Origin of the sequence: Hymenobacter actinosclerus (assembly GCF_900111515.1) — a bacterium.
GTDB lineage: Bacteria > Bacteroidota > Bacteroidia > Cytophagales > Hymenobacteraceae > Hymenobacter > Hymenobacter actinosclerus.
Map to the genome: position 1 here is coordinate 675,888 of NZ_FOHS01000001.1, position 23,430 is coordinate 699,317.

Here is a 23,430-nt window from a genome sequence, read left to right on the forward strand (position 1 = left end):
TGCGTTAGAAAGCGAAGCGCAGGCTGACGGCGGCGTCGTTGTAGAAGCCAGTGTAGCCCCGGAATACTTCAAAAAAGGGCTTGTAGTCCAGTGCCACCACAAAGGGTAGGTCGGGCAGCTTATACTCTACGCCCAGAATGAGGTCGGCGCCGGCTACCAGGTGGGTTTCGTCGTCGTAGTAGTAGCGGTAGTAGTACTTGTTCTTTTTACGGCCGAAACGGTCGTCGTCGAAGTAGTAGCGGCCCTCGTAGGCGCCTAGGTGCGCCCCGGCTCCGTAGTAGAACTGGAGGCCTTTGAAGTCGGAAACGGGCAGGTGTTTTTCCAGCAGCAGGGTCAGGCGGCCACCCCGCGCCGCGTATTCGCGCGTGAGCAGGCCCTCCACGGCTACGCCGTTCTTGCCGCTCAGGAAGTGCTTCACCGTGAGGCCCGACGACCAGCCGCCGCCCCGCAGGCCGATGCCGGTAGCGTAGCCGTTGCCGCCGCTCTTTTTTTGCGCCAGGGCCGGAGTGCCCGCCGCCAGTATGCCCAGCGCCAGTGCGCCAGTCAGCCAGAATTTCATACTAAATCGTAAAGTGAGGGAATCGGGATTCCCCGCGAAAGTACAACAACTGCCCCACTAAGCGCCGAAGCCACCCGCCCCGCCTGCGCGGGCAATGGCATCGGAGCGGTGAATGCGGATGCCGCCGCCGTCGTCCTCGGCCGCACGCAGCATGGCCCGGGCCACGGTATCGGCGTTTATGGCGCGGTACGGGCGTAGCGGGCCCCGTAGCAGCGGCTTTAGCAGCGCCAGCAAACCACCAGCCAGCCGCTCGTTGGGGTGCGGTATTTCCCGGTGGCCCAGCAGCAGCGAAGGCCGGAAAATATGCACGGCGTGAAACGAGGTCTGGCGCACGGCTTCCTCCATTTCGCCCTTCACGCGCAGGTAGTAAGACCAAGCCTGGGCATCGGCCCCCAACGACGAAACCACCAGGAGCTGCCCGCCGAAATTGGCCGCCGCCAGCCGGGCCAGCTCCGTTACGTAGGTGAAATCGACTTTATAAAAGGCCGCCCGCGAGCCGGCCTGCCGCATGGTGGTGCCCAGGCAGCAGAACACGTCGTCGGCCACGAGCTGGGGCTGGTAATCGGCGAGGCGTTCGAAATCCACGACCAGCTGCTCCAGTTTGGCGTGCCTGAGCGGCAGGGGCGTGCGAACCAGGGCAATTACGCGGCCGTAGCGGGCCGAGGCCAGCAACAGCGGCAGCAGCTGTTGGCCAATCAGGCCGCTGGCACCGGCAAGCAGGGCGGTTTTGGGCATGGCGGGGAGGGTGAGGTTATGAGATTATAGGCTAAAAGAACGTGTCATTCTTCGACTACGGCTACGCACCCTGGCTCAATTCGCCACATGCTCAGAATGACACGTTCTTTTACCCGCGCAGCTGCGTGTGCTCGGGGGCCAGATCAACCAGACCCTGCTTATATAAAGCGCCCAGGGCCTTTTTGAAGATTTTCTTGCTCATGCCCAGGCGGCGGTACACGTCGTCGGCCAGGCTTTTGTCGCCCAGCGGCAGGCGGCCGTCGGGGGCGGCGCGCAGGGCTTCGAGCAGCGTGTCGGCCTGGGCGCGGGCCTCGTCGTAACCGAGCTGTTGCAGGCTCAGGTCGAGCTTGCCATCGGGGCGAATGGCGCGGATGTAGCCGGTGTGCACGTCGCCGAGGCGCAGGGGCTTGAACACCTCGTTGTGGTAGATGAGGCCTTGGTGGGTACCATCGACCAGCATTTTGTAGCCCAGGTCGGTTTCTTCGGCCACGAACAGTTCGGCCGCGTCGCCCACTTTGCCCGGGAACGGGTCGGAGCTCAGAAACCACTCCCACTTGGCCGAGGCCACGATGCGGTCAGAGGTATCGTCGAGATACACGAACACGGTGGCCCGCTCGCCGGGGCGCAGGTTGCGGCGCTGGTTGCGGTAGGGCAGCAGCAAATCTTTCTCCAGGCCCCAGTCGAGGAAGGCGCCGGTGCTCGTAACGTCGCGCACGGTGAGAGCCGCGAACTGGCCCACCCGGGCAAAAGGCTCGAGGTTGGTAGCAATCAGGCGGTCTTCCGAGTCGCGGTACACGAACACGCGCACCACGTCGCCGATTTGGGTGCCCGGCTCGACGTACTTGCGCGGCAGCAGCAGGTCGCCGTCGTCGGAGGTCAGGTAGAGGCCAAAATCCACCTCCCGCACCACTTCCAGGTCGTTGAAATCACCGAGAATCATAGGGAATTATGAGTTATAAATTTTGGATTTTGAATTGGGGGCGGCAGTTGAGGCGCGAGACACGAAGGTACGCAAACGCAGATAGGCTGGTAAAGCCAGCCGTACTCTGCTTCTCCGCGTACCTCACTCACTACTCACTACTCACTACTCACTACTCACTACTGAAACCGCGTGACGCCGGGCTGGCCAAAGGTGAAGTCGGAGAATTCGTAGTAGGAGCGCGAGTTTTCGAAGATGCGGATGCCGTTGGGCGCGTTGAGGCCGCGCGGGTAGAAGCCCAGTGTGAGCTGAATGGTGCGAATGGCGGTGTACTCGTTGCGGAAGCGCAGGCCCATGCCGATGCCGGTGTAGGGTTTCTCGAAGAAGGGCAGCAGGCGCTCGGGCTTGGTGGCGTTGAGCCAGGCGATGTCGGCGAAGCCCACCACCGCCATCCGGAAGCCCAGAAACGAGAGCGGCGTGTACATGGTGGCCTCGTAGTTGAGCGTGACGCGGCTGGTGCCCGTGAGCGGGCCGGTGGGCCGGAAGCCGCGCAGGCCCCGCTCGCCATCAATAGTCAGGTACTCGTTGGCGAAGCGGTGCAGGCCCAGCACCGAGCGCTGCCAGATAAAGTGCCGCCACTGGAAGTTGCCGGTGTGGTAGAGCCGGGTAAAGTAGAGTATCTGGCCGCTCAGCAGGCCCTGCTGCCAGTCGTTGCCGCGGCCCCGCACGAAGCTCCCGAACTCGCCGCTCAGATACAGGTAGCCCCGCTGCGGCCGGTAGCTGGCCGACGACAGGCGCAGGCCGTAGTAGCGGCGGTTGCCGGCCGGGTTGAACTCGTAGCCGGCCGTAAAGCTCACCAGCGAGCCGGTCGGGATGTCCTCGGTGCGGCCGAAGCCGAACAGGTACTTGTCCTTGTAGTAGCGCCGGATGCTGTAGCCTACGGTGCCCAGCATCAGGTTGGCGCTCTGCAGAAAATCGTAGGGCTTGGCGTGGTAGGAGGTGCGCACGGTGCGGGCCGCCACAATGATGCGGCCGGGGCTCTCGTAGCCCAAATCGTAGCTGCGGGGCTGGAAAGCGCGGCCCACCCAGGCGTCCTGGGTGTTGTAGCGCAGGGGCTCGTACTGGTAGGGCTTCTCGGGCGAGCCGTCGCCGGAAACGGGGTAAAGCCAGTCGAAGTTGCTGTAGCTGACGGCCCCGGCGTAGCGGGTGTTGATGGAGTAAAAGTCGCGCGAGACGCCGACGCTGAATTCGCGGCGGCGGGTTTCGTCGCGGTAAGTGGCCCCGGCGTACACGAACTTGCGAAACGGTACCCGGTAGCTGCCCTCGTAGGCCCAGGACTGGGGCCGGGGCCCGTCGTCGGTGCGGCCGTAGGCGTAGCGGTTCTTGAACTGGTGGCCCAGGCCCAGGAAGTTCACGTCGCGCAGCCCCGCCACACCCGCGCCCACGTCGCGCAGCTGAAACGAGCCGCTCAGACTGAACAGGTCTTTGGTAATCACCAGCACATCTACGCTGTCGGCGGTGGCCGTGCGCTCGTCCACAAACACGCGGGCATCCAGAATTTCGTCGGTCTGGCGCAGCAGTCGCTCCGATTCGGCCAGGGCCTGGGGTTCCAGCTCGCGGCCTTCGCGCAGCAGCAGCACCTGCCGCACCCGCGAGGGCCGGGTTCTCATGTGGAACACGTTGCCGGTTTTCTCCAGAATGTTGCGGGGCACCCGCAGCGAGTCGCTGATGCTGTAACCGAACGCATCGAGGGAGGTGATGCGGATGTGGCGCACGATTTTGTAGTTGTGCTGCTCGAACTGGCGGTCGAGCAACGCCGCATCGAGCCCGGCCTGGTCTTCGCGCCGCTCCCGAAACGAAAACACGGCCGCCGCCGCCCGGCCCAGCATGGTTTTGCGCTTGGTGTATTCTTTGAGCCCATTCAGCATGCGCTCCTGATCGAAGCGGCGGCGCAACGAGTCGGGGCCGATAGCGGAAGCCGGGCGGGTGGTGTCGGGCGGCAACGGCGGGGCCGTCTGGGCAGTGGCCGGCGCAAGGCCGGCTCCCAGCCAGAACAGCAAAACCAGCAGCTGCAACAGGTAGCGTATCATCCGGACACAGGAAAGGAGCAAGTTACGATGCCGACCGCGGTTTTGGGCGCTGTGGGGCCGACCGCCCGACGTAGGGGCGGGGGCAAGTCCCGCCCCTACATCGTTTAAAATACTCTGATTATACCTCGGTAAACCGGAACAATTCCAATGAAATTAGTCTTATAAAGCTTGCGCGTCTGCGCGGCAAGAAGTAGTTTTAAGCCAGAAAACGAGCCCCATGAACGAAGAGCGCATTCAGGAGAAGCTAAGCATATTGGCAGACGCGGCCAAGTACGATGTGTCGTGCAGCAGCAGCGGCGGCAAGCGCAAAAACATGGACAAGGGCCTGGGCAACGCCGAGGGTATGGGCATCTGCCACAGCTACACCGAAGACGGCCGCTGCGTGAGCCTGCTCAAGATTCTGCTCACCAACCACTGTATATTCGACTGCGCCTACTGCGTGTCGCGCAAGAGCAACAACGTGAAGCGGGCCGCTTTTACGGTGGACGAGGTAGTGGATCTGACCATGAACTTCTACCGCCGCAACTACATCGAGGGCCTGTTTCTGAGCAGCGGCATTTTCTCCTCGCCCGACTACACCATGGAGCGGCTGGTGCGCATCATTAAAAAGCTGCGCACCGAGCACCGCTTCAACGGTTACATCCACGTAAAGGCCATTCCGGGGGCCTCGGAGGAGCTGATTCAGGAGGCCGGCCTGTACGCCGACCGGCTGAGCGTGAACATCGAGCTGCCCTCGGAAATGGCGCTTCAGAACCTGGCGCCCGAGAAAAACTACGAGGAGATTCTCACCCCGATGGCCCAGATCCGGGACGGCATCACGCGGACTAAGGAAGAAAAGGCGCTGTTCAAGAAGGTGCCCCAGTTCGCCACTGCCGGCCAGAGCACCCAGCTGATTGTGGGCGCTTCGGCGGAAAACGACCTGCAAATCATCAACCTCAGCGACTCGCTCTATAAGGGCTATGGCCTGAAGCGGGTGTACTACTCGGGCTACATCCCCATCACCGACGATGCTCGCCTGCCCCAGGTCACCCAGCCGCCGCTCATCCGCGAGCACCGCCTCTACCAGTCCGACTGGCTCATGCGCTTCTACGGCTTCCAGGCCGACGAAATCCTCGACCCCGCCCACCCCTTCCTCGACCTCGAAGTTGACCCCAAGCTGGCCTGGGCCCTGCGCAACCGCCACGTATTCCCGGTTGATGTCAACTCGGCCGACTACGAGATGATTCTGCGGATTCCGGGCGTGGGCGCGCGTTCGGCTAAGCGCATTGTGGCCGCCCGCCGCTTCACGCCGCTGGGCCTCGACCACCTGCACAAGTTCGGCGTGGTGCTCAAGCGGGCCAAATTCTTCCTCACCTGCCGCGGCCAGGCCCTCGAAAAACGCGACTACGACGAGCAGACCATCCGCCGTCAAATCCTGTTCGGCGCCGGCTCCGTCCGCTCCGCCCTCGTCACCCAGCAGCTCGATTTATTCGCCCAAGCCTCCTAAATGGGTTGTCAGTTTTTAGTTGCTAGTTGTCAGCTTGTTCTTTTTGAGCGATTTGAGAAATAGCCTGACAACTGACAACCAGCAACTGACAACTAATACTATGACTATTGCTCATCGCGCTGCCGACGCGCCGGCCGCCTCCGCTTCTGCTCCCAAACCCCTGAAAGTAGCCCGCGTGGCCTGCTGCTGCAAGCTCTCCGACCTGCTGCCCATCGTGCTGCTCATGCACCAGGAGGCCGCCCGCAACAACGGCAAGTTCCGGCAGCCGCGGCGGGCCGCGTAGCGGCACCCCTAATCCGGCACCCCAGGGCTGAAGCCCTGGGCTACGCAGCGAAACAACCGCCGCATACTTTTCCTTCTTCCCACTTCACCACTGACTAGGCCAGGGCTTTAGCCCTGGGACACTGGGGTGCGTGGCCGTCCATTTCTGCCCATGTCCCGTTCTTTGGTTCCGCGGCGCTCCGCCGCCGAAGCCCTGGCCGCTGCCGCTAACCGCCGCCAGGCCGCGCCCGAGTTACGTAATCCGCCCCTCGATTACGCCTACGATGGCTCGTTTGAGGGTTTGCTGACGGTGGTTTTCCAGGTCTACGACCGCAAGGCGGCCCCCAACAGCATTCAGCCGCTGGGGACGGTGCAGGGCGGCCTGTTTGCGCAGCCCGTGGAAATAGATACCAACGAGGCCGCCGCCGCCCGCGTTTGGGACGGGCTGCTGCGCTACATGGACAAAGACGCGCGCACCCGGCTGTTTCATGTGTTCTTGAGCGAGGTGCCCGACCGCGAACTGCTGGTGTTCCGCTACGCCCACACCGCCATGTGCGCCGGCCGCGACATTGCCGAAAACTACGCCGACGACAACGTGCGCCGGGTGCAGCGGCTGGCCCAGCAGATGTACCGCGAAAAACACCGCATGGAAGCCTTCGTGCGCTTCGAGAAAACCCAGGACGGCCTGTTCCATGCCACCATCGAGCCCGATTTCGACGTGCTGCCGCTCATCGCGCCCCACTTCACCAAGCGCTATGCCGACCAGCGCTGGCTGATTTTCGACCGTCGCCGCTCCTATGGTCTCTACTACGACCTGCACCGCACCGACATCGTGCAGTTCGACGCCGACTCCGCGCCCCAGCGCCGCGCCGCCGTATCGGCCACCGTGCTCGACGAGCGGGAGCCCCTGTTTCAGGTGCTCTGGCAGGCGTATTTCGACCATGTGAACATCCCGGAGCGCAAAAACATGAAGCTCCACCGCCGCCATATGCCGCTGCGCTACTGGAAGTATCTGAGCGAAAAGCAGCCTCGCCAGCGGCCCTTCCAGCCTATCCAGAACAAGCGCCCCGTGCAGCCCGGCGGCCCGGCCCTGGGCGCGGGCGGTGAGGTGCAGGGGTAGGAGGGGAAGGGGAAAGCCGTAATTTGCGGCCACTTCCTTTAGCTCTTATGAACAAAACCCTCGTTTTTGGCGGCTCCGGCCAGCTCGGCCAGTGCCTACAATATGTCGCCCAGGAGCGCGGCTTCACCGATATTGTATTTCTGGCCGAAGAGCAAGCGAACATCCTCAACCAGGAAACGCTGCGGGCAACCTTCGAGCAGCATCAGCCCGCCTATATCATCAACTGCGCCGCTTACACGGCCGTCGACAAGGCCGAGGATGAAGTAGACCTGGCCCGGAAAGTGAACCGCGACGGGGCCGAAAACCTGGCCCGGCTCTGCGCCGAGTTCAACGCCACGCTGCTGCATCTGTCTACCGATTTCGTGTTTGCCGGCACCGGCAACGAGCCGCTTACCGAAACCGCCGAAACCGCGCCCATCAGTGTGTACGGCCTCACCAAGCTCGAAGGCGAGCAGGTGATTCCGCAGCACACTGCGCAGTATTTCATCCTGCGCACCAGCTGGTTGTACTCCGAGTACGCCGGCAACTTCGTGAAAACCATGCTGCGCTTTGGCAAGGAGCGCGACGAAATGCGCGTCATCTGGGACCAGTTGGGCACGCCCACCTACGCCATCGATTTGGCCGGGGCGCTGCTGCATATCATCGAATCGGGCAGCACTGCCTACGGCCTCTACCATTACAGCAACGAGGGTGTTACCTCGTGGTATGATTTCGCGACGGCCATTTTCGAGCTGGGCGGACTGCCTACCCGCACCGTGCCCATCCGCACCGCCGAGTATCCCACCAAAGCCACCCGCCCCACCTACTCGGTGATGGACAAGACCAAAATCAAAGCCGAATTAGGCCTGGCAATTCCGCACTGGCGGGCCAGTTTGGCGGAGTGTATGGGGCGGTTGAGCTAAGTACTTGTTCAAAAATAGTCTAGCCCTTCAGACAAGTTTTATCGCGACTTTCGTGTGTCTAACTGTAATCGGACGATAGAATCTCCTCGTATCAGGTAATAATCGCCTATTGCTCCCGGACGCGGCAAGGAGAGTGCCTCAACGCCAGTGCTATCTTGTCTAAGCACCCGAATGCACTGTCGATAGAAAGGCTCTTGAGCGAAAATGGAGTCTGGTTGAGGTTGCTTCTGTAATTTCTGTTGAAACCCGATAGCATTGATGTAAGCATCGACATATTCTATATTCTGCTGTCCTCGATTCTCTCTTTCCTGAAGATAAGGCCTAAACCACCTTGTACGATTGCCTAATTGGAATCCAAGGGATAGGCCCACCAGTACAGAAATCATTATAAGTCCTAAGCTTATCAGAATACGCATGTCTACTCCTTCTATTCGGGCCTTTTTGGTCTGAATGTGTTGTAATAGTAGCGAATGAAATTACCAGTAGAGCATCTTTTGTGCTCTACTTAAACTACCGTAGTATTATCTTCTACTTCCCGCCCGTAAAACCGGTTCACGCCGTACGCCAGCGCCACTAGGCCTAGGCCCACAGCGCACACGCCGGGCCATTGGTAATGTGTCCAGGCGAGGCCGCCGAGCAGCGAGCCGGCCGAGGCCCCGATAAAGCAGGCCGTCATGTACACCGTGTTCAGGCGGCTGCGGGCTTCGGGGCGGAGGCTGAAAATGCGAGTCTGGTTGGCGATGTGCGCCATCTGCTGGCCCACATCGAGCACGATTACGCCCGCAATCAGGCCTAGCAGGTGGTAACCGCCGAACGTCATCAGCAAATAACCGCCGCCAAACAACGCCAGCCCGATGCGCAAGGCAAAGCCCGGCCCCTTCTGGTCGGCCGACTTGCCGGCGTAGGAGGCCGCAAAGGCCCCGGTGGCACCAATGAGGCCGAACAGGCCGGCAACGTCGGCGCCGTAGTGGTAGGCGTCGCTTTCCAGGAAGAACACCAACGTGGTCCAGAAGGCGCTGAAGCCCCCGAACAGGCAGGCCCCGATGATGGAGGACCGGCGCAGCGCCGGCAGCCCGGCGGCTAATGTGCCCAGCGAGCGAAGCAGGCTGGCGTAGGTGCCCGCGTAGTAGGGCTGGTTGCGGGGTAGCATGCGGGCCAGCACGACCACCAGCACCAGCATCAGCCCGGTGCCCACCCAGAACATGGTGCGCCAGCCAAAGTGCAGGCCCACGTAACCGCTGATAGTCCGCGACACCAGAATGCCAATCAGCAGCCCACTCATCACCTTGCCCACCACCCGGCCCCGCTGCTCCTCGGAAGCCAGCGAGGCGGCCATGGGCACCAGCAGCTGGGGCACGGCCGAGAAAAAACCCAGCAATAGTGAGGACCCCAGCAGCACCCCAAACGTGGGCGCATAGGCCGCCACGGCCAGGCAGCCAGCCGCCAGCAGGGTAAGGTTTATAATCAGTTTTTTACGCTCCCATTTGTCGCCCAGCGGCACCAGCAGCAGCAGGCCCAGCGTATAGCCCACCTGGGTGGCGGTGGCAATCCAGCTCACGCGGCTTTCGGCCAGCCCGAAGGTGCGCCCGATTTCGGCCAGCAGGGGCTGGTTGTAGTAGAGGTTGGCCACTACCAGCCCGCAGGTTATGGCCATCAGCCAGACCTGGGAGGGGGCCAGCGGAGCGGTTGCGGGGGCCGTAGAAGTTGGCTGAACGGGCTCGGCAGTCAGGATTTCACTCATGTAAAAAAATAAGCCGCGCCAGATGGAGCGGACCCGCAAAGGTACGGCGAACCCAACCTGTTTCCGCCCCTAAAAGTTGCTTTTCCCCGGTAAGCGCCCCGCTGCCAGGCCAGGCACAGCCCATCAGCCAGGCAGCCCGAAAAGCCGGGCGCTGGCCTACACCCGGCTTGATTAGCGCAACCTGCTACTCGGTTTTTAGCTCCACAACCGGCGCGACACCGGGCACTATTTCCAGCTCATCGTTGAAAAAGGTGATGGAATATTCGCCTTCCGTCGGTGGAGTGCGCTCGGCCAGCAGCGCCGTTAGCTCCCATTCATCGGGGGCAATGGCGGCGCGGGCGGCCTCAATGACGGCCGCATCGGCGGTGCCCCAGGCCAGGGGGCGGGGCTCGTAGTCGGTGTAGATGCCGTCGTCGCTGGCGCCGAACAGAGCCACGCAGGGCACGGGTTCACCCAGCTGCTCGGGGTGCATGGTGAGGGCCGGTATGGTCAGGTGCTTGACGCCCCACACGATGCCGCGCGGGTTCTGGCCGTCGCCGTTTTCCACTTCGGCCACCACCGTCACGCGCAGCGGATTCAGGGCCGTGATGATGCCCGGCACCAGCAGCCCGTTGCGGTAGGCGTCGCCGGTGAGCATTTTGCGGAAGCGCCAGCCGAACAAAAACACGGCGTAGGTAATGCAGCCTACGGCAAAAGCCGTTTTAAAATGCCCGAACAGGGCAAGCACCACCACTACCGCCAGCAAACCCGCCACCGCCGCCATGCTCCGCCACAGGTAGCGGCGGTAGTCGCGGTGGAAGGTGTCGAGTTGCCGCACCTTTCGCATGTCGGGGCGGATGTTGACGGCGCGGCTGGCCATCGAACCATCCAGAAATTCGCCGGGAGCACCAATTTGTCGTTCCATAAGCCGGAGCGAGTGGGGTTGGAAGGGGAGAGATAAGAAAGGCAATAATACGGTTTCTGCATACTGCCCCGGCCGGCCGGAGGTTGCCCGCGCAACCCCCTAAGCAGTAGCTGGTCTTTGCCGTGCATTGGCTTAACCCAACCTCGCCATGAAAAACCTGCTTTTGCCCCTGCTGTTGCTGGCCGCCGCCGCCCCGGCCGCCACCGCCCAGCAACTCCCGCGCCCCGGCCAGAAAAACCCTGACTGGCGGCTGCTCAAAACCGAAGCACCACTTGGCACCGCCGACCTCGACCTCGACCCCAGCCAGCCCCGCCCGGTGCCCATGCCCAACGCCGCGCCCATTTCCAGTGGCAGCCACGACAGCAACGGCCACTGGATACTCTATAACGACCCTGCTCACTCCCTGCGCTATAATCTGAAAGCATTGCTGTCGAAGGGCATTGCCGTGGTGCAGCACACCCAAACCGGCACCGTGTATACCTACCAGGCCAAGAACCTGGCCGCCGTCCGGGAGCCGGAGTAACGGCGGCAACGCAAGAGGCCCCGGCAGCCCACCCATAATTTGGGCGGGCCACCGGGGCCTCACAGGTTTAGCAGGAAGCGGGGCGGTGCCTTACTTCACTTTTACGGGCAGGCCTTCGAGCTGCACGTAGCTGAGCTTCCAGGCGTTTTTGGCGTTCTTTTTCCAGACCAGGATGAAGTTGCCCTCGCCTTCGCCGCGGGGCTGGTCGGCCAGCTCGGGCAGCACGTCGGTCGAGAAGGTACCGGCCTCGTAGGCCATAGCCGGGCCACTGCCCGAGTTGGTACCGTACAGTTTCAGGTCGGCAATGGTGCCCATGGTGGCGCGCACCCATTTGTCCGATACTTCGGCCTTGCCGTTGAAGCGCGTGGCGCCCTGGGCGTACTGCACGTCGTCGGCCAGCAGGGTATCGAGCTGGGCGGTGTTTTTGGCGTTCCAGGCCCCGATGAACTGTTGGTTGAGGCTTTGCACGTTCACGGCATCGGCATCAGCCGCCGGTTTATTTTCGGAGCAGGAAGCCAGCAGGGCACCTCCCAGCAGGAGGCCAAAAATGCGTTTCATGGAAACAGAGTTAGGTAGAAAAATCAGAAGCAAACAGGCCGCCCTATTCGGAGCGCGAAAAGGCCAGGTCCGGAAACCTGGCCTTGGAAATTACGCAAACAGGCCGGACTACCAGCTCTTGCGACGAACTTCGGACGTGGGGTAAGCGGCCTCGCGCTTGCCGTAAGCCTCGTTGGGCAGGTAGCCCGAGCTCATGGCGAAGGCGGCGGGGGCAGTGCCGGGAGCGGCGAAGCTGCTCATCATGGCCGGAGCGGCAGCGGGGGCAGCCGCCATAGTAGCGGCGTTGGCCTGGGCAGCCGAAGCCTTGCCCTGGGCGATGCCCGAACGGTAGGCGGCTTTACGATTGGCCTCGGCGCGGTTGGCAGCGGCTATGCGGGCGGCCTCGGCGCGGCGCTTGTTGTCGGCGGTGCGGCCGATGCTGTAGCCCAGGCCGGCTCCGGCGGCGCCACCTACTACGCCACCCACGGCGCGGTGCTTTTTGTTGATGAGCACACCGGCGGCGGCGCCACCCAGGCCACCGAGCACGGCCCCTTTGGCGCTGGAGCTAACCTTGCGGTCCTGCGCAAAGCCGTGGAAGGCGGTGGTCAGGAACAGGACAAATGCGAGAAGCAAACTAACCTTTTTCATGGCGAATGAAGTTGAAGTGAAAGGGCGTTGGTACCCCGGAGTGAATGAGCGTTTTACAAGCACCATGCCAATACGCGCATTGCACGGTCGGGGTTAGGCTTCATGGGGTTGGTTTCCGATTCCTCCCAAGGTAGCGTAAAGTAGGCGTAACCGCTAAATTAGCCGCATTTTTCGTATCTCACCGCATGAAAACAAATCTGCTTTTCCGAGTGGCCGAAAGCCGCCCACTCACGGGCCTGGGCGTGCTGCTGTTCCCTGCCGAGCCACCCGAAACCCTGGGCCTGCTGGAGCTGCACACGAGCTTACAGCTTATGCTGGTGCAGCCTGATAAACAGGAGATTTCCGCTACGGCCAGCGTCGAGGAAGTGACCCGCACCGGGCAGCCGGCCGTTCGGGCGCTGCTGCTCACGCAGGAAGGCGCTGCTGCTGTACCCGTTGGCACGGAGGTGTGGACGGTAGCGGTGAATGGGTGAATGAGTGAATGAGGTGCTGTCATTCAGAGCATGTGGCGCATCAAGCCAGGGACGAAGAATCTCGCGTGCCACAGTAATTCAGACGTTGCAACGGAAGTGTTACGACAGGAATTACTGTGGCACGCGAGATTCTTCGACTTCGCCTCCGGCTTCGCTCAGAATGACAGTACCTCATTCACTCATTCACCAACTCACTCATTCACCGCTACCGCCCCGCCGTGCTCCTCGTCGGGCTTATAGTTGGCTTCCAACTCGGCCAGCTTTTCTTTGCCGTAGGCGAAGCGGGTGATGAGCACGTAGAGGACGGGCACGATGAAAATGGCTAGCACCGTGGCCGAGAGCATGCCGCCGAGTACCGTCCAGCCTATTGTTTGGCGGCTGATGGCGCCTGCGCCGGAAGCAAATACCAGCGGCGACACGCCCAGAATAAAGGCCAGCGAGGTCATCACGATGGGGCGCAGGCGCAGGCGGACGGCTTCGAGGGTGGCGTCGATGAGGGGCATGCCTTTATCGACCCGCTCCTTGGCGAATTCGATAATGAGGATGGCGTTTTTGGCCGAGAGGCCGATGAGCGTAATCAGGCCAATCTGGGCGTACACGTTGTTGGTGAGCTTGGGCAGGAACGTGAGGGCCAGGATGGCCCCGAACGCGCCCAGCGGCACGGCCAGCAGCACCGAAAACGGCACCGACCAGCTTTCGTACAACGCGGCCAGCAGCAGGAACACGAATACCAGCGAGAGGCCGAAGATGTACACCGTCTGGCCGCCGGCCTTTTGCTCTTCGCGCGTCAGGCCCGAAAACTCGTAGCCGTAGCCCTGGGGCAGCTCCTGGTCGGCCACTTCTTTGAGGGCGTTCAGGGCGTCGCCGGAGGAGTAGCCGGGGGCGGCGCTGCCGTTGATTTCGGCCGAGCGGAACAGGTTGAAGTGCGAAATCAGCGGGGCCGAGTTGGCGCGTTTGTAGCTCGTGATGGTGCTCAGGGGCACCATGCCGCCGGTTTTGTTGCGCACGTAGTATTGGCTCAGGTTGGCTATGCTGCCCCGGAAGCCCGAATCGGCCTGGGTAACGACCCGGAAGTTACGGCCGTAGAGCGTGAAGTCGTTGACATACGACGAGCCCAGGTAGGTGCGCAGGGCCGTGCCGATGTCGGCAATGGACACGCCTAGTTTCTTGGCCTTTTCGCGGTCGATATCGAGCTGGTAGCCGGGGGTGCTGGCGGTGAAGAACGAGAAGGGCCGCACGATTTCGGGCCGCTTGGCCAGCGCCGCCTGGAAGGCTTTCAGGTTGCGGTCGAAGGTCTGGATGTTGCCGTCGCCGTCGCGCTCCTGGAAAATAAACGAGAAGCCGCCGCTGTTGCCCAGGCCCGGAATGGCGGGCGGCGAAATCACGACCACGTTGGCTTCCTTGAACTTGCTGAGCCGCTGCTGCACCGTGGCCATCAGGCCTTCGAGCTGCTGCTCCTTGTCTTTGCGGTCGGCCCAGGGCTTGAGCTGGCAGAAAATGGTGCCGCTGTTCGACTTCGACGAGAAGTTAATCACGTTCAGGCCGCCCAGACCGGCGTAGTGGGCAATGCCTTTCACCGAATCAAGCTCCTGCATAATGCCCTTGAGCGTGGCCACCGAGCGGTCGGTGGAGGAGGCTTCGGGCAGGTTGTAGGTGATGAACAGCCGGCCCTCGTCCTCGGTGGGAATGAAGGCGGTGGGCTTGTTGAGGTAGAGCAGGCCCGTGCCGCCAATCAGCAGCACCAGCAGAATAACCACCAGCCGCGAGTGCTTGATGCTGCTTTGTACACCCTTGCCGTACCTGCCGGTTACGCGCTCAAACCAGTTGTTGAACTTGAAAAAGAACTTGTCGAGGCCCTTCGATTCGGTGGTGCGCTCGTGGGGCTTGAGCAGCAGCACGCACAGCGCCGGCGTGAGCGAGAGGGCCACGAAGGCCGAAATCACCACCGAAATGGCGATGGTAATAGCGAACTGCTGATACAGCCGCCCGGTGATGCCCGGAATGAAGCCCACCGGCACGAACACCGCCGCCAGAATAAGGGCAATGGCAATAACCGGGGCCGAAATCTCGCGCATGGCTTCCATCGTGGCTTCCAGCACCGGCATTTTGCGGGCGTTCATGTTGTGCTCCACGGCCTCCACCACCACAATGGCGTCATCGACCACGATACCAATGGCCAGCACGAAGCCGAACATGGTGAGCGTGTTGATGGTGAAGCCCAGCGGAATAAAGAAGATGAACGTGCCCACGATGGATACCGGAATGGCCAGAATGGGGATGAGCGTGGAGCGCCAGCTTTGCAGGAACAGAAACACCACGATAATCACGAGCACCAGGGCCTCGACCAGCGTGTGCAGCACTTCCTCAATCGACACCTTCACCACCGTAGCCGACTCGAAGGGGATGATGTAGTCCACATCGGCCGGGAACTGCTGCTTGAGCCGTTCCATGGTGGCCTTCACGTTTTCGTAGGTGTTGAGGGCGTTGGCGCCGGGGGCCTGGTACACGAGCAGGTAGGCGGCGCGCTTGCCATCGACGAACGAGTTGCTGGCGTAGTTGAACTTGCCCAGCTCCAGCCGCGCCACGTCTTTGAGGTAGACCACGGCCCCGTCGTCGGAGTTGGTTTTGATGATGATGTTGCCGAATTCCTCGGTGTTGCGCAAACGGCCCTGCACGAACACGATGTACTCGAAGGTCTGCCCCGCCTGGGCCGGCGGCGCGCCAATCGAGCCGGCCGCAATCTGGGCGTTCTGCTCCTGAATGGCCGCCGTAACCTCCTGGGCCGTGATGCCGAGCTGGGAAAGCTTATCGGGATTGAGCCAGACGCGCATCGAAAAATCGTCGGCCCGGCTCACGATGTCGCCCACGCCGGGCGTGCGCAGCAGCGCGTCCTTGATAAACAGGTTGGCGTAGTTGTCGAGGAAAGTAGTGTTGTGGGTGGCCTGGGGGGCGTACATGGCCACCAGCATCAGAATGCTGGGGTTGCGCTTGCGCACCGTCAGGCCCAGGCGCTGTACCTCCTGGGGCAGGGTGGGCAGGGCAATGCCCACGCGGTTCTGCACGTCGAGGGCCGCGATGTTCACGTCGGTGCCCAGCTCGAAGTTCACCGTCATGCTCATCTGCCCGTTGCTGGTGCTGTTGCTTTGCAGGTAGGTCATGCCCGGCGTACCGTTCACCTGCACCTCCACGGGCGTGGCCACGGTTTGCTCTACGGTCTGGGCATCGGCGCCGGTGTACGTCCCGTTCACCGACACGGTGGGCGGCGTAATCTCCGGGTACTGCCCCACCGGCAGGTTCAGAATAGCCAGCACGCCCACCAGCATAATCACCAGCGACGTAACAATAGCCGTAACCGGCCGGCGAATAAAGGTTTCTGCAATCATATTTAGGAGCTGTTCTGCCGGTGGACCCCACCCCCGGCCCCTCCCCTCCGGGGGAGGGGTGCCAGACGCGGGTTCAACCTGTCTCTATCTACATCTACACAAATCTGCCAGAACGCACCCCTCCCCCGGAGGGGAGGGGCCGGGGGTGGGGTTAGCGGGAACTGGCTTTGGCCGTCGGGGCGCCGGCGGCTTCCGGCGGGCCGGCCTGTACGGGGCTGCCTTCGCGGAGGCGCTGGAAGCCTTCAGTGATTACCTGGTCGCCTTCCTTGAGGCCTTCGAGCACCACAATCTGGTCGCGGAGCTGGGGGCCGAGCTGCACTTTCTGCTGGTGGGCCTTGCTGCTGTCGCCCACGATGTAGACGAAACTCTCGCCCATCTGGTCGGTCACGGCCTTGTAGGGCACCACAATGCGCTGGCCCGACTGCCGATTGAGCACGTGCAGCACCGTGCTCATGCCATCCTTGAGGCGGCGCTCGGGATTAGCAAACTCCACCCGCACCTGCACGGTGGCCGTTTGCTGCTCCACGCCGCGGGCAATGGCCTTGATGCGGCCCGACTGCTGGTACATCGTGCCGTCGGAGAGTTGCAGTCGGAACAGCGAATCGGGGTTTGATTTGGCGGCTTGCAGGGCTGTAAAGCGGGGCAGGTCGGTTTCGTTGATGACGAAGTCGACGCCCATCGGGTCTTCGGCGCTGATGGTGTTGAGCAGGGTGGTGCCGGGGCTGATTTGGGAGCCCAGCCGCACTTGCGAGATGCCGATGCGGCCGGTGAACGGGGCCGTGATGGTGGAGTAGCTTAAATCGGTGCGGGCCAGCGAAACGGCGGCGCGGGCCTGGGCCACCTGGGCCTGGGCGGTGGCGTAAGCGGTGGCGGCGTTATCCACAATCTGGCCCGCAATGGCGTCCTGCTGGGCCAGGCGCTGGTACCGGTCGAGGTTGAGCTTGGCGTTCTGCACCGTGGCTTGGGTGCTCCTGAGCCCCGCCAGCGCCTGCTGGTAGGACGCCTCGTAGGTGCGCCTGTCGATTTCGTAGAGCTTCTGGCCTTTAGTTACCACCTCGCCTTCCTTGAAAAACAGGCCCGTGATAAAGCCGCCCACCTGGCTCCGCAGCTCCACGCTGTTAAGGGCCACAGCCGTGGCCGGGTACTCGTCGTAGTACACGGCGTCGGTGGTGCGGGCTGCTACGAGCGTTACGGGCGTAGGCGGCGGCGGACCCGCCGGTTTGTCCGCGCCCTGGTCGGCGCCGCAGCCCGCCAGCAGCAGCAGGGCCAGAAGAGAGAGAAAGGGGTGCTTCATGGGTGTGGTCTTGTTGAGCTGTTAGCCAATAGCTTTTAGCTGATAGCTTTCGTTGAAAAAGGAGCTAACAGCCAACAGCTAGCAGCTAATAGCTTACGCTGTTTAATACGTTACCGGCAGCGTGCCCAGGGCGCGCTGCACGTCGAGTTTGGCGGCCAGCACGGCGTAGAGGGCGTTGTAGTAGTTGAGCTGGGCGGCGCGCAGGTCGTTTTCGGCCACAATTACTTCGAGGTAGGTCTTGATGCCCTCGTCGTACTGGAGCTTGATGATTTTGTAGATTTCGCGGGCATCGTCGCGGTTCTGGGCCTGGGCTTGCAGGTCGAGGAAGTTGCCTTTGTAGCGGGCCAGGGCCTGCTCGTATTCGGTGCTGATCTGGTTTTTGGTGTCGAGCACTTGCAGGCTCAGGCGGTCCTGGCGCAGCTCGGCAATCTTGAGGTTCTGAAGGCGGCGGGTGCCGGTGAAAATCGGCACGCCGAGCTGCAAACCGGCCTGGGAAGTGGGGAAAGCCTGCTTGTAAAGCTCCGAAAACTCGTTGTTCTGGTACACCTTGGTGTAGTTGCCGAAGGCCGAAAGCGAGGGCAGAAACCCCAGCCGGTAGTAGTCGATGTCGAGGCGCTGGAGCTGCTGCTGGGTCAGGAGCTGCTGCACTTCGATGCGGCGCTCGAAGGCCAGCGGCTCCAGCGTATCGAGCAGGGTTTCGCGGGCCAGTTGCAGCGTGTCGTAGGCCAGCGTTACGGGGGCGGCCTCGGGCGGGGCGCCCATCAGCTGGCGCAGCACGGCGTACTTGCCCTTGAGGTTTTCGGCCGTGGCCTTGCGGTCGGTTACGGCGTTTTTCACGGCAATTTCGGCCCGCTTGTAGTCAATTTTGTCCTTGAGGCCGACCTCGTACTGAGCCCGGGCGTCCTTGAGCTGCTTCTGCTGGCGCCTGATGGCCTCATCGAGCACCCGCAGCTGCTCATTAGTCAACAGGATGTCGTAGAAGGCCTTGCTCACATCGCGCACCACATCAATTTGAAAGCTGACGGTGTTCTGCCCGTTCTGCTGGCGCACGTAGCGGGCCGAGCGGGCGGCCAGCAGCACATCGGCGTTGTAGAGCACCTGGTTGCCCTGCAAGCCCAGGTTCGAGGTGTTCTGCAAACCAATGCGCCGAATCTGGGCCGGGGCCGAGGGGTCGGTGAAGTTGGGCAGCACCGCCACCGGCAGCTGGAAATTGCGGGTGTAGGTGCCCTGGCCCTGAATCTGGGGCAGCCAGGCCGAGAGGCCCACCCGAATCTGCCGCTCGCCAATGGCCTCATCGAGCCGGGCCTGGCGCACCAGTGGCTGGTTCTGCAAGGCATATTGCAGGCACTCGGTAAGGGAAAGCGGCTGTTCCGGGAGGGTGGGGGCCGGCGCGGCCACCTGGGCCCGACTCAGCAGGGGCAGCAGGAGTAGCAGCAGCAAACCCGGCAGCCCAAAGGCACGAAGCGGTTGATTCATACAATAGGCATAAGCAGCCACCTGCTTACGCAAACAAAAGGAATGCGGTCAGAAAGCCCGGCTTCAAAAGTTTGCCGGGTACCCTAATTGGCCCAACACCGGCAGAAGCCGGCACCGAAACCCAAGCCGCCATAACCCGGGGCAGGTAAAATTGTTGGCAAATAGTTTTCCCCAGCCCTTGGCAGCGGGCCGGAAAACCACCCGCCACGCCGGCCGAAACACCCGCTTCGGCCCAGGCCAGGGTGCCGGGTAACCGACCGGTAAATTGCCCCAGCAAGCCAGTAGCTATAGTTCGGCCACCGTTACCAGCACATCGGTGTTGCGGCCATGGTCGTCGGCGCAGGATATTTTGAGCGGGCCGGGCGGCGGCCGAAAAAACACCCGCTCGGTAGCCCCGGCCGCCCGCAAAAACTGGTCGTTCACGTACCAGTACACCTGCCGCACCTCACTGTCGGTGGTGCAGCTGAGCAGGAGCTGCTGCTGCTCGTGGATGCTGAGCACGTACTCGGTGTTGGGCGTGGGCGAGGTGATGGTGGGCGCCCGCTCGGGGCCGCCGCTGGCCCGCTGACACTGGGGGTTGTGGGGCGGCAGTCGGCGGTACGGCAAGCCCTGGGCCACGCGGTAGGCGGCCACTTCGGGCAGCAGGTTGGGGTACAGCTCGCGCCGGAACCCGGCCGCCGGCGCGCAGGCCCGGCAGTAGGTAAAGGCCCCATCGGCCGACACGAGCACCTCGCGCTGGTGCTGGCAGCGCAACCCCGAGCTCTGGCCGGGCAGGAAGTAATCAATTACCTGGTCGGGGCAGTTTTCGCCGGGCACGAGGCCGGTTTGGGTGCACACGAGCCGGAAATCGAGGCTGGCGGGGGGCGTAAACCAGTCGTTGGGCGAGTTGTAGGCCAGGGCGTTGAACAGGTCGAAGAGCAGGGGTGTGGCCACGTCGGAGCCGGTAAGGGCCGGGCTGCCCTGGCCGCTGAAGTTGCCCACCCACACCCCGATGGTATAGTCGCGGTTGTATCCGATGCTCCAGGCGTCGCGGCGGCCGTAGCTGGTGCCGGTTTTCCAGGCAATTTTGGGCAGCCGGCTGCTCCGGGCCGCGCCCAGCGGCAAATCGGGCCGGGTGAGCTGGCTCAGGATGTCGGTAACGAGGAAGGCGGCGGCGGGGGAAACCAGCGAAACCCCACCCCCCGGCCCCCTCCCCTCCGGGAGAGGGGGAGCCTGACGCGAGTTAGAAGGCGAGTTCGAATAATTCGTTGAACGCTCCCCCTCTCCCGGAGGGGAGGGGGTCGGGGGGTGGGGTGAAGTCAGCCCCACCTTCTCATACTCGCCCCCATTGGCCAGCGCCGCGTACAGCCCGGTCAGCTCCTCCAGGGTAGCGCCGCAGCCGCCCAAAATGCTGCTCAGGCCCAGGCGGGTGCGGTTGCGAGCGACGCTCTGGAAGCCGGCCTGCCGGAGCTTTTCGGTGAAGGCGGGCACGCCGTAGTCCTGGAGCACGCGCACGGCGGGGATGTTGAGCGAGAAGGCCAGAGCGCGCTCCAGCGTTACTTCGCCCTGGCAGTGCTTGTCGAAGTTTTCGGGGCGGTAGCCCTGAAAATTGGTGGGCACGTCGGGCAACTGGAGCTTGGGCGTTACCAGGCCCCGGTCGAGGGCCAGCGCGTAGAGGAAGGGCTTGAGGGTGCTGCCCGGCGAGCGGACGGCCACCACGCCGTCGTTCTGGCCCTGGCCCCGGAAGTCGCGGAAATCGGCCGAGCCCACGTAGGCTTCCACCTGCCGGGTGCGGTTGTTGACTACCAACACCGACGCCTGCGAAATGCCCAGCTCGTGCAAACGGCGCACGTAATTGCCAGTCAGCTCCTCGGCCCGGCTCTGCTTGGCCCGTTGCAGGCTGCTGCGGATAATGGCCTGGTGCGGAAACTGCCGCACCAGCCGCCGCGACAGGTGCGGGGCCAGGGTGGGGGCGGCATGGCGGCGCACGTTCAGCGGCTCGCGCAGGGCATCCTCAATATCCTGCTTCGCAAACAACCCGGCGGCCCCGAAGCGCCGGAGCCAGCGGTTGCGCTCCTGGCGCACGGCCTCGTTGTTCTGGCCCAGCACCAGGCCGCGGGGGCGGTTGGGAATGATGGCCAGCGTGACGGTCTGGGCCAGCGAGAGGTAGTCGGGGGGCTGCTGGAAGTAGAGCAGCGCGGCCGATTTCACGCCCTCGATGTTGCCGCCGTAGGGCACCAGGTTCAGGTAGAGTTGCAGGAGCTCGTCCTTGCTGTAGTGCGCTTCGAGCTGGGTGGCGCGGGCCATTTCGAACAGCTTGTTGCCCAGCGTGCGCGGCTTGGGCTCCAGCAGCCGCGCCACCTGCATCGTAATCGTGCTGGCCCCGGTGGTGCGCCCCTGCCCAAACACGTTGCGGCCGGCAGCCTGCACCAGTGCCAGCGGGTTCACCCCGAAATGCCAGCGAAACCAACGGTCCTCCTTTTCAATAATGGCCTGACGCAGTACCGGCGTAATCTCGGCCAGCTCGGTTTTCATCCGCCACTTCTGGGTGGGGTTGAGGTAGGCGTGCAGCACGGTTCCATCAGCGGCCAGTACGATGGGCGAGTAGCGCGGGGCCGCCGGCAGCGGAAACAGCCGGTCAAGGACCAGCAGCAGCAGCGCCAGCCCGGCCAGGATTTCCAGAGTGCGAATGGCTGTGCGCCGTTTCATAGCGGCAAGATACGGCTTGCGACGGCCTTCGGTGCCACCATTCGTCCGTATATTCGCTAGCCCACTACGCCCGTCCGCTATGCCCGTCATCACCGATATTTCCCAGCTCGACCTGAGCAAAACCTACACCTACGCCGACTACCTGACCTGGCGGCTGGATGAGTTCGTGGAACTGATAAAAGGCAAGGTGCGACTGATGAGCCCCGCGCCGCGGGTACGACACCAGAAAATATCTTTCCGGCTTAATACGCTTATCGGAAGCGCCCTGCGCGGCAGCCAATGCCAGGGCTTCGCCGCGCCGTTCGACGTTCGCCTGCTGAAAAACAGCCCTAACGGCGACGCCCAAGTCAGTACTGTGGTGCAGCCCGACTTATGCGTTATCTGCGACCCGGCTAAGCTCGACGAATTTGGCTGCGTAGGGGCGCCCGACTGGATTATCGAAATCCTGAGCCCCGGCAACACCACCCACGACAGCAAAACCAAGTTTGACCTCTATGAGGAAAACGGCGTGCGCGAATACTGGATGGTGGACCCCGGCCTTAAAAACGTGGTCGTGTACACGCTCGAAAACGACCAGTACCAACTGCAAGGCGAGTTCTACCAGCCCGGCCCGATTCCGGTGGCCACGCTACCCGATACGGCGCTGGAGTGGGCAGAAATATTTGAAGGGATATAGCCGGCAGATTTCCGAAACTTACCCGATATACGTTACCTCCCGCGGCGGAAACAGCCGGCCCACCAGTTTCTCCAGCCGGCCCCGGGTGCTGCGCACGCGGTGCTTCACGGGCAGGGCGTGGTAGTTGAACCCCGCCAGGGCCGCCACTTCCTCGGCCACCGTGCGCTGGCACAGATGTGATTCGAGCAGGAACGCGCTGATGGCGGCGTTCCACTCGGTTTTGGTGCTCCAGTAGTGCCCGATGTGGGGCGCGGCGGCTTCCAGCGGTCCGGTTTCGGCCAGCGCCACCGACAGGGCAAACTGCTCGATGAGCCGGGGCGTTACCTGCTGCCGGCTCAAATCGTCGCAGATGTTCAGCGCCAGCGCAATGGCCGCCGCGGCCCGGCCCGCCGGAATGCCTACCACCCCGGCGTTCCACATGACGTGGTTCTCGCGCATGGCCACGTCGCCAAACGTGTGCTGGCGGACCTGCTGCCACATGCGCTGCTCGGTTTTGCTGGCCAGCTGGCTCAGGGCACCCTCGGGCTCGTGCATCAGCGCGGTGCCGGCTTCCAACTGGGCCCGCATCGTGGGCAGGGAGCCGTGCAGGAAGGTGTCGGTGTCGAGGTAGAGCACGGCCGCGTCGGGCTGGCGCTGGTGCACGTATTCGAGGGCTTTGATTTTGATGCGCCAGAAGAAGTCGAACTCGCCCCGCCACTCCTGAATCGTGGCCGCCGCGATGGGCAGCACCGTTACGTGCCCGGCCAGGTGGCGGTAGAATTCGGGCGCGTCCGTGACCACCGTGATGCCATCGAGCGACTCGGGCTGCCGCAGAAACGAGAGGATGGAAAAAGCCGCCTGGAAATGGTTGGGGGCCGCGTTGCCGAAGACGAGGTAGAGCAGGTGCATAAAGTAGATTCGACTTGGAAAGAACAAAGGTGAAAAAAACTGTCATCCTGAGCGGAGCGAAGGACCTGCATAGAAACTATCCTCTTTTAAAGAGAGCTTCTGCCTGGGTCCTTCGCTTCGCTCAGGA

The 23,430-nt window shown here is 62.7% G+C and carries 20 protein-coding genes; 7 read left to right on the top strand and 13 right to left on the bottom strand.

Features of this window, described 5'->3' with window-relative positions; genetic code table 11:
* Positions 1–4: 4 nt before the first annotated feature.
* The 4 genes from BMY67_RS02940 to BMY67_RS02955 form a co-directional block, all read right to left on the bottom strand.
* Positions 5–559, bottom strand: a complete 555-nt coding sequence (locus tag BMY67_RS02940; protein ID WP_092768115.1) for a hypothetical protein — start codon at positions 557–559, stop codon at positions 5–7.
* Between the two features lie 57 nt (positions 560–616).
* Positions 617–1,294: an NAD(P)H-binding protein gene (locus BMY67_RS02945; RefSeq protein ID WP_092768117.1), complete on the bottom strand. Its 678-nt coding sequence runs from the start codon at positions 1,292–1,294 to the stop codon at positions 617–619.
* 109 nt (positions 1,295–1,403) lie between these two features.
* Positions 1,404–2,234, bottom strand: a complete 831-nt coding sequence (locus BMY67_RS02950; protein ID WP_092768119.1) for a CvfB family protein — start codon at positions 2,232–2,234, stop codon at positions 1,404–1,406.
* A gap of 158 nt (positions 2,235–2,392) precedes the next feature.
* On the bottom strand, positions 2,393–4,303 hold the full coding sequence (locus tag BMY67_RS02955; protein ID WP_092768121.1) for a BamA/TamA family outer membrane protein: 1,911 nt from the start codon (positions 4,301–4,303) through the stop codon (positions 2,393–2,395).
* A gap of 217 nt (positions 4,304–4,520) precedes the next feature.
* Between BMY67_RS02955 and BMY67_RS02960 the strand changes: the two genes are divergently transcribed.
* The 4 genes from BMY67_RS02960 to rfbD all read left to right on the top strand — a co-directional run bounded on the left by BMY67_RS02960 (position 4,521) and on the right by rfbD (position 8,072).
* Positions 4,521–5,789, top strand: a complete 1,269-nt coding sequence (locus BMY67_RS02960; protein WP_092768123.1) for a putative DNA modification/repair radical SAM protein — start codon at positions 4,521–4,523, stop codon at positions 5,787–5,789.
* Positions 5,790–5,889: 100 nt separating this feature from the next.
* Positions 5,890–6,072: a hypothetical protein gene (locus BMY67_RS02965; RefSeq protein ID WP_092768125.1), complete on the top strand. Its 183-nt coding sequence runs from the start codon at positions 5,890–5,892 to the stop codon at positions 6,070–6,072.
* Positions 6,073–6,222: 150 nt separating this feature from the next.
* A complete protein-coding gene (locus BMY67_RS02970) occupies positions 6,223–7,170 on the top strand; it encodes a TIGR03915 family putative DNA repair protein (protein WP_092768127.1) in 948 nt (315 codons plus the stop codon).
* A gap of 47 nt (positions 7,171–7,217) precedes the next feature.
* Entirely contained in the window at positions 7,218–8,072 is an 855-nt protein-coding gene (gene rfbD, locus BMY67_RS02975; protein WP_092768129.1) for a dTDP-4-dehydrorhamnose reductase, read from the top strand.
* A gap of 505 nt (positions 8,073–8,577) precedes the next feature.
* Here the strand turns inward: rfbD and BMY67_RS02980 are convergent.
* Both BMY67_RS02980 and BMY67_RS02985 read right to left on the bottom strand, forming a co-directional pair.
* Entirely contained in the window at positions 8,578–9,813 is a 1,236-nt protein-coding gene (locus tag BMY67_RS02980) for an MFS transporter (protein ID WP_245744850.1), read from the bottom strand.
* A 184-nt stretch (positions 9,814–9,997) separates the two neighbouring features.
* On the bottom strand, positions 9,998–10,717 hold the full coding sequence (locus BMY67_RS02985) for a DUF3239 domain-containing protein (protein WP_092768131.1): 720 nt from the start codon (positions 10,715–10,717) through the stop codon (positions 9,998–10,000).
* Positions 10,718–10,865: 148 nt separating this feature from the next.
* On the opposite strand from BMY67_RS02985, the gene BMY67_RS02990 reads away from it, so the two are divergent.
* Positions 10,866–11,240 (top strand): hypothetical protein, encoded by a 375-nt coding sequence (locus BMY67_RS02990; RefSeq protein WP_092768133.1) that lies wholly within the window; start codon positions 10,866–10,868, stop codon positions 11,238–11,240.
* A 90-nt stretch (positions 11,241–11,330) separates the two neighbouring features.
* On the opposite strand, the gene BMY67_RS02995 is transcribed toward BMY67_RS02990, so the two are convergent.
* Positions 11,331–11,798: a YybH family protein gene (locus BMY67_RS02995; protein ID WP_092768134.1), complete on the bottom strand. Its 468-nt coding sequence runs from the start codon at positions 11,796–11,798 to the stop codon at positions 11,331–11,333.
* A 108-nt stretch (positions 11,799–11,906) separates the two neighbouring features.
* The gene (locus tag BMY67_RS03000) at positions 11,907–12,425 is read right to left on the bottom strand and encodes a glycine zipper 2TM domain-containing protein (protein WP_092768136.1); all 519 of its coding nucleotides are present in this window, start codon (positions 12,423–12,425) and stop codon (positions 11,907–11,909) included.
* 185 nt (positions 12,426–12,610) lie between these two features.
* Here BMY67_RS03000 and BMY67_RS03005 point away from each other — a divergent pair, with 185 nt between their 5' ends.
* Complete coding sequence (locus BMY67_RS03005; RefSeq protein WP_092768138.1) at positions 12,611–12,898, top strand: hypothetical protein; 288 nt, start codon at positions 12,611–12,613, stop codon at positions 12,896–12,898.
* Positions 12,899–13,089: 191 nt separating this feature from the next.
* On the opposite strand, the gene BMY67_RS03010 is transcribed toward BMY67_RS03005, so the two are convergent.
* From BMY67_RS03010 to pbpC, 4 genes are all read right to left on the bottom strand, one after another.
* Complete coding sequence (locus BMY67_RS03010) at positions 13,090–16,281, bottom strand: efflux RND transporter permease subunit (protein ID WP_092768140.1); 3,192 nt, start codon at positions 16,279–16,281, stop codon at positions 13,090–13,092.
* Positions 16,282–16,432: 151 nt separating this feature from the next.
* Complete coding sequence (locus tag BMY67_RS03015) at positions 16,433–17,575, bottom strand: efflux RND transporter periplasmic adaptor subunit (RefSeq protein WP_092768142.1); 1,143 nt, start codon at positions 17,573–17,575, stop codon at positions 16,433–16,435.
* 102 nt (positions 17,576–17,677) lie between these two features.
* Positions 17,678–19,051, bottom strand: a complete 1,374-nt coding sequence (locus tag BMY67_RS03020; protein ID WP_092768144.1) for a TolC family protein — start codon at positions 19,049–19,051, stop codon at positions 17,678–17,680.
* Between the two features lie 285 nt (positions 19,052–19,336).
* Positions 19,337–21,739: a penicillin-binding protein 1C gene (pbpC, locus tag BMY67_RS03025; protein WP_092768146.1), complete on the bottom strand. Its 2,403-nt coding sequence runs from the start codon at positions 21,737–21,739 to the stop codon at positions 19,337–19,339.
* Positions 21,740–21,818: 79 nt separating this feature from the next.
* Between pbpC and BMY67_RS03030 the strand changes: the two genes are divergently transcribed.
* The gene (locus BMY67_RS03030; RefSeq protein ID WP_092768148.1) at positions 21,819–22,415 is read left to right on the top strand and encodes a Uma2 family endonuclease; all 597 of its coding nucleotides are present in this window, start codon (positions 21,819–21,821) and stop codon (positions 22,413–22,415) included.
* 18 nt (positions 22,416–22,433) lie between these two features.
* Here BMY67_RS03030 and BMY67_RS03035 read toward each other — a convergent pair whose 3' ends face one another.
* Positions 22,434–23,303, bottom strand: coding sequence for a hypothetical protein (locus tag BMY67_RS03035; RefSeq protein WP_092768150.1), 870 nt, complete (start codon positions 23,301–23,303; stop codon positions 22,434–22,436).
* Between the last annotated feature and the right edge of the window lie 127 nt (positions 23,304–23,430).

Excerpts from the sequence above, each read along its gene's own strand:
- BMY67_RS02940 (WP_092768115.1), bottom strand. The coding sequence starts at position 559 with ATGAAATTCTGGCTGACTGGCGCACTGGCGCTGGGCATACTGGCGGCG.
- BMY67_RS02945 (WP_092768117.1), bottom strand. The coding sequence starts at position 1,294 with ATGCCCAAAACCGCCCTGCTTGCCGGTGCCAGCGGCCTGATTGGCCAA.
- BMY67_RS02950 (WP_092768119.1), bottom strand. The coding sequence starts at position 2,234 with ATGATTCTCGGTGATTTCAACGACCTGGAAGTGGTGCGGGAGGTGGAT.
- BMY67_RS02955 (WP_092768121.1), bottom strand. The coding sequence starts at position 4,303 with ATGATACGCTACCTGTTGCAGCTGCTGGTTTTGCTGTTCTGGCTGGGA.
- BMY67_RS02960 (WP_092768123.1), top strand. The coding sequence starts at position 4,521 with ATGAACGAAGAGCGCATTCAGGAGAAGCTAAGCATATTGGCAGACGCG.
- BMY67_RS02965 (WP_092768125.1), top strand. The coding sequence starts at position 5,890 with ATGACTATTGCTCATCGCGCTGCCGACGCGCCGGCCGCCTCCGCTTCT.
- BMY67_RS02970 (WP_092768127.1), top strand. The coding sequence starts at position 6,223 with ATGTCCCGTTCTTTGGTTCCGCGGCGCTCCGCCGCCGAAGCCCTGGCC.
- rfbD (WP_092768129.1), top strand. The coding sequence starts at position 7,218 with ATGAACAAAACCCTCGTTTTTGGCGGCTCCGGCCAGCTCGGCCAGTGC.
- BMY67_RS02980 (WP_245744850.1), bottom strand. The coding sequence starts at position 9,813 with ATGAGTGAAATCCTGACTGCCGAGCCCGTTCAGCCAACTTCTACGGCC.
- BMY67_RS02985 (WP_092768131.1), bottom strand. The coding sequence starts at position 10,717 with ATGGAACGACAAATTGGTGCTCCCGGCGAATTTCTGGATGGTTCGATG.
- BMY67_RS02990 (WP_092768133.1), top strand. The coding sequence starts at position 10,866 with ATGAAAAACCTGCTTTTGCCCCTGCTGTTGCTGGCCGCCGCCGCCCCG.
- BMY67_RS02995 (WP_092768134.1), bottom strand. The coding sequence starts at position 11,798 with ATGAAACGCATTTTTGGCCTCCTGCTGGGAGGTGCCCTGCTGGCTTCC.
- BMY67_RS03000 (WP_092768136.1), bottom strand. The coding sequence starts at position 12,425 with ATGAAAAAGGTTAGTTTGCTTCTCGCATTTGTCCTGTTCCTGACCACC.
- BMY67_RS03005 (WP_092768138.1), top strand. The coding sequence starts at position 12,611 with ATGAAAACAAATCTGCTTTTCCGAGTGGCCGAAAGCCGCCCACTCACG.
- BMY67_RS03010 (WP_092768140.1), bottom strand. The coding sequence starts at position 16,281 with ATGATTGCAGAAACCTTTATTCGCCGGCCGGTTACGGCTATTGTTACG.
- BMY67_RS03015 (WP_092768142.1), bottom strand. The coding sequence starts at position 17,575 with ATGAAGCACCCCTTTCTCTCTCTTCTGGCCCTGCTGCTGCTGGCGGGC.
- BMY67_RS03020 (WP_092768144.1), bottom strand. The coding sequence starts at position 19,051 with ATGAATCAACCGCTTCGTGCCTTTGGGCTGCCGGGTTTGCTGCTGCTA.
- pbpC (WP_092768146.1), bottom strand. The coding sequence starts at position 21,739 with ATGAAACGGCGCACAGCCATTCGCACTCTGGAAATCCTGGCCGGGCTG.
- BMY67_RS03030 (WP_092768148.1), top strand. The coding sequence starts at position 21,819 with ATGCCCGTCATCACCGATATTTCCCAGCTCGACCTGAGCAAAACCTAC.
- BMY67_RS03035 (WP_092768150.1), bottom strand. The coding sequence starts at position 23,303 with ATGCACCTGCTCTACCTCGTCTTCGGCAACGCGGCCCCCAACCATTTC.